This window comes from Photobacterium sp. OFAV2-7 (assembly GCF_022347985.1).
Taxonomy (GTDB): domain Bacteria; phylum Pseudomonadota; class Gammaproteobacteria; order Enterobacterales; family Vibrionaceae; genus Photobacterium.
This window is the reverse complement of sequence record NZ_JAKRFQ010000424.1, coordinates 1-4285: the sequence shown is the minus strand read 5'-3', so window position 1 is coordinate 4285 and position 4285 is coordinate 1. Positions and strand designations below refer to the sequence as shown.

7 protein-coding genes are annotated in these 4285 nt (G+C 47.5%); 2 read left to right on the top strand and 5 right to left on the bottom strand.

Annotated features, from left to right (window positions below; genetic code table 11):
• From MHN01_RS18180 to MHN01_RS18170, 3 genes are all read right to left on the bottom strand, one after another.
• Positions 1–208 (bottom strand): ion channel (locus MHN01_RS18180; protein WP_239412635.1); only part of this gene is annotated, 208 nt, incomplete at its 3' end.
• Between the two features lie 60 nt (positions 209–268).
• The gene (locus MHN01_RS18175; protein ID WP_239412634.1) at positions 269–955 is read right to left on the bottom strand and encodes a PspA/IM30 family protein; all 687 of its coding nucleotides are present in this window, start codon (positions 953–955) and stop codon (positions 269–271) included.
• On the bottom strand, positions 952–1353 hold the full coding sequence (locus tag MHN01_RS18170) for a DUF2170 family protein (RefSeq protein WP_239412633.1): 402 nt from the start codon (positions 1351–1353) through the stop codon (positions 952–954). Before MHN01_RS18170 ends, MHN01_RS18175 begins: the two co-directional genes overlap by 4 nt.
• Before the next feature lie 319 nt (positions 1354–1672).
• Here MHN01_RS18170 and MHN01_RS18165 point away from each other — a divergent pair, with 319 nt between their 5' ends.
• Positions 1673–2218 carry an NAD(P)H-dependent oxidoreductase gene (locus tag MHN01_RS18165; protein WP_239412632.1) on the top strand — a complete coding sequence of 182 codons (546 nt, stop codon included), beginning with the start codon at positions 1673–1675 and terminating at the stop codon, positions 2216–2218.
• A gap of 2 nt (positions 2219–2220) precedes the next feature.
• Positions 2221–3426 carry a NupC/NupG family nucleoside CNT transporter gene (locus tag MHN01_RS18160; protein ID WP_239412631.1) on the top strand — a complete coding sequence of 402 codons (1206 nt, stop codon included), beginning with the start codon at positions 2221–2223 and terminating at the stop codon, positions 3424–3426.
• A 68-nt stretch (positions 3427–3494) separates the two neighbouring features.
• Here MHN01_RS18160 and MHN01_RS18155 read toward each other — a convergent pair whose 3' ends face one another.
• Both MHN01_RS18155 and MHN01_RS18150 read right to left on the bottom strand, forming a co-directional pair.
• Positions 3495–3962 carry a hypothetical protein gene (locus tag MHN01_RS18155; protein ID WP_239412630.1) on the bottom strand — a complete coding sequence of 156 codons (468 nt, stop codon included), beginning with the start codon at positions 3960–3962 and terminating at the stop codon, positions 3495–3497.
• A gap of 9 nt (positions 3963–3971) precedes the next feature.
• On the bottom strand, positions 3972–4285 hold a 314-nt coding region (locus MHN01_RS18150), incomplete at its 5' end, for an alkyl sulfatase C-terminal domain-containing protein (protein ID WP_239412629.1).

Here is a 4285-nt window from a genome sequence, read left to right as displayed (position 1 = left end):
ACATATCACCGTAACCGACGGTTGAGGCGGTGACGAAGAGGTAATAGATAAAGTCGGTAAACGACCGGGTAAGATCGTTTTCACCGGCAATCCGTAACAGTATCCAGCTGATTGCACTGTAGCTAAGCAGGGTAACCAGTAGGTTTCGTCCGTTCAATTGGGTGAGGTTTCGTACGGCCCACCGCTGAAAGAGAATCCATAACGACATGATTACCTCCGCTTGCCTGAGTGCGAACTGTGTGTCAGTAATAAAACCAAAGTAACAGCCTTACTTACCTAAAATACGAGCCAGTTCGTCTTCAGCCGATGTTTTGCCGCCAGAGGTAATACCGGCATCGGCCAGTTTCTTGTCAAGGCTGCTACCTGACTGCTCTTCCGCCATCTCAGCCGCGGCTTCTAGCTGGGCCGACTTTTCAGCCTGGCGTCGCTTGATGCGCTCGAGTGACTCAACGGCCGTGTGCATTTTGGCATTGGCACCGACATTGGTGGCCGATACGGCAGATTGTGCTTTTTGCACCGCTTCGTTGGCTTTGACGACATCAACTTGCTGTTCTAGCTGGCGCAGCTTGTCTTTGGCTTGTGCAATGTTGGTACGCATGCTTTTTTCTGATGCGACAAACTGATCCAGATACACTTGCTCGGCATCCTGTTCGTTGCGCAGAGCGGCAACTTTCTGGGCGCACTCCAGGGCTAGCTCCTGCTGGCCTTTGTCCATGGCGGCACGCGCGTGGCCTTCGTACTCTTCGATACCGTTATTGATGGCATCGACTTTTTGCTGGGCCAGCTTGCGCTTGGCGACAATGCTGACAAGGGCTTCGTCAGAGCGGCGCAGCTCCTGTTTTGCTTCGCGGATTTCCTGGTCGAGAATGCGCAGTGCCTGGTTGTCGGCAATACTCTCTGCAGCCTCGTTGGCACCGCCCTTGATAGCGGTAAATAGTTTTTTCCAAACACTCATGATGCGCTCTCCGTTAGGTGATCCTGATACAGCTCGATGAAGGCTTCGACATTGCGGAATAGAGTAGCGACTTCAATGAGGATACTCTCGGCTTTTGACTGGGATGAGAGTGAGCCAAAAGCGACATAGTAGCTTTCGCCGTCAATTTCATTGATACCTATGGTCGATAGCGGGAACATTTTGTGAGTACGCAAGATCAGATCATTCAAAGCATGAATGTTATTGACCTGCTGGTGCGGGAATAGCAGTACCTCTACCAGGATCTGTTCACCAGCAACGGCAAGGTATGCGTCGATGTTATCTTCGTTGCTGATAACAAGTGTTTGGTCATGCTCTTTGACTTCCCAGCCGTCATGCTCAGACAGTACAGGGAGAAGATCGTTTAATTGCCACGTCATTAGTCATACCTTATTTAAAGTGGTCGGGGTAAGAAAAACGTATTCTTATTATGAGTTTAAACTGTTGAATTAACATCATTCCATAGCGAATTTGTTGCTGTTTTGTGAGCCGATGTGAGATTTGTCGGACAGGTTTAGCTCTCTTTTCGTCATATCGCAGTTCTCAATAGTATGAACTGCCTCTATAGCGAAAGGACAAATGTCCTCTCTTTGCCGCCGGTGGAGATTTTATAATCAGCATCTATTAGGCGAATAAATACAAGCCGGACAGAAAATACGAATAATCAATCCGGTTTAATCTGATTATAGGAACCACTCTATGAATGTACTCGTTATCGATGGACATCCAGACCTACAGGCATCAACAGCCAATGCGGCAATTTACAGGCATTATCAGCAGGAAACGGATTGGTTAATTCACAATCTGGCCGTGTATCAGGGTGATATTAAAGAAGAGCAGGCAGCGCTGTTAAGGGCTGATGTGATTGTTGTGCAGTTTCCTTTGTATTGGAGCACTTTTCCCGCGGTACTGAAAAAGTGGATTGATGACGTGTTCACCTATGGCTTTGCCTTTGGTCCCGACGGCAGCAAGCTGAAGGACAAGAAACTTGTTTTTTCAATCACCGCCGGTGCAACAGCGGACTCTTATAGCGAGAGCGGTTTTAATTTCATGCCGTTTGGCGAATACCAGAAAGCCTTCGAGCATGCGTTCCGTGCCGCGGAAATGGATATTGTCGATACGGTTGTGACGTTCGAGCTGAATGCTGATCCCAATGAGGGCGGCGACAAAGCCAAGACACTCGAACTGGCGCAGGCACATGCCCTGCAAGTGATGAATACCGTCAATGCACTAACAGGGAAATAACAATGGTTCAGTCTGTACTAGGTATTATTACGCTGCTGAGCATCGGGTTTATTTTCTCTGAAAACCGCAAAGCCATTAGCTGGCGTGCGGTTGCCGGGGCGTTTACCGTTATTCTGGTGGTTGCTTTCTTTGTGTTGGCGACTGATATGGGAGCTGGTGTATTACTGTCTATATCTAACGCGGTTGGCAATGTCTTTGGCTATGGTGCAGAGGGAATTCAATTTGCCTTTGGCAGCCTGGTGAATTTCAGTGTTGATGGCATCGGTTTTGTCTGGGCGCTTCAGGTATTGCCGCAGATCATCTTTACCGCCTCGTTAACGTCATTGCTTTATTACCTCGGCATTATGCAGTGGTTCGTTTACATCATTGGTGGCGGCCTGCAGAAGGTACTGGGTACCTCACGTGCGGAATCAATGAATGCTGCCGGTAATATCGTTTTAGGCCAAACGGAAGCCCCTCTTCTGGTGAAGCCTTATCACCGTGTTCTGACCCGTTCGCAAATTTTTGCGGTGATGGTAGGCGGATTGTCATCCATTGCGGGTTCGATTCTGGCGGGACTTGCCGGGATGGGTGTTGAGCTTAACTACCTCATCATGGCGTGTTTCATGTCTGCACCTGCTGGCCTGATGTTTGCCAAGCTGATCATTCCAGAAACTGAAGTCACTATCGATGAGGTGCCTGAGTTACCTGATGATGAAAAACCGACCAGCTTTATCGATGCGGTTGCGAAAGGGGCAATTGCCGGGGTAGGAATTGCCGCTATTGTTGGTGCGGTGATCATCTCATGTATCGGTCTTATGGCACTGCTGAACGGTGGCCTGAATGCAATCGGCGAAATGGTCAATATCACCGGGTTGTCGGTTGATATGATTCTCGGCTCCTTATTCTCACCAGTTGCCTGGCTGATCGGTATTCCATGGGAAGAGGCATCCATTGCCGGATCCTTCCTGGGTCAAAAGATCGCAATGAATGAGTTTGTCGCTTTCGCCAATATGGGCAAGATCGTCATGACCGAGCGCTCAACAGCCATCATGACTATCGCACTTTGTGGTTTTGCCAACATCGGCTCTGTCGCTATGGTATGTGGCGCACTGAGTAAAATGATCCCGACTAAAGCAGGTGTTATCGGCCAAATAGGCATGAAAGTACTGCTTGCTGCAACATTGGCCAACTTGATGAACGCCACTATCGTCGGTCTGTTTGTATAATTTAGAAATAGTATGGCTAGAGGGGATGACTCTCTAGCCATTGAATTTAATTGTTTTGAATCTTGTTACTAGCTAGAAAATTTCATAATGCCAAGCTCAATAGCACTCTTGAAATCGACTTTGTTCTGAACAAGGGCGCTCAAGGTGGCTTCACTCAGTAACAACACAGACTTTTGGTCTAATGATGTCGGTGATGAGTGAATATCTACACTGCTATCTATTGTCATCCTGGACCAAAGATGGCTGTCCACCAGATATATATAAGCAACAGACTTAAGCTCACTGTTATGCTGCTTTACCAATAATTTTAGCCACCAGCTTGCACGCCTTAACCCTTGTTGCCCTTTCAGCTCATCAATAGTTTCCAGTTGTTTGAGCTCAAGTGCCTCTTGTGTTGCAATCGCCACATCAAGCGAGCCCGGAAAGCTCTCGGTGAAGGGATTATTGAACTGCCCGTCATAAGAGCAAGCCCGTACAGAGAAACTTGCTCCCAGAGAAGCCAAACTTAATAGCATCAACCAATGTAATGGCTTCATCTGTTTCTCCTATGGAGTAACAATGTTGAACCAGAAGTTGAAGTTATCCAGCATCCCCACAAAGTCTTTGAAGGCTTCCTTATCACCTTTCAATTCTATCTTTCCACTGGAAATAGCTTTTTCCAGAGTGATGATGCCGAGTTGAATATTGTCTAAGGATTCTTTGGTCAACGTGAGAGTGACATCGGGTTTGTCACTCAATTTAGTGGTGTGGTTGAGTACGGAATTCTCGATATACAGTGTGTACTGCTCTTCAAGGTCGGTAAAATCAATATTTATAGCGTATTGTTTGCCGGCCGCTTTTTCAGGCAGAAGTCTTACCG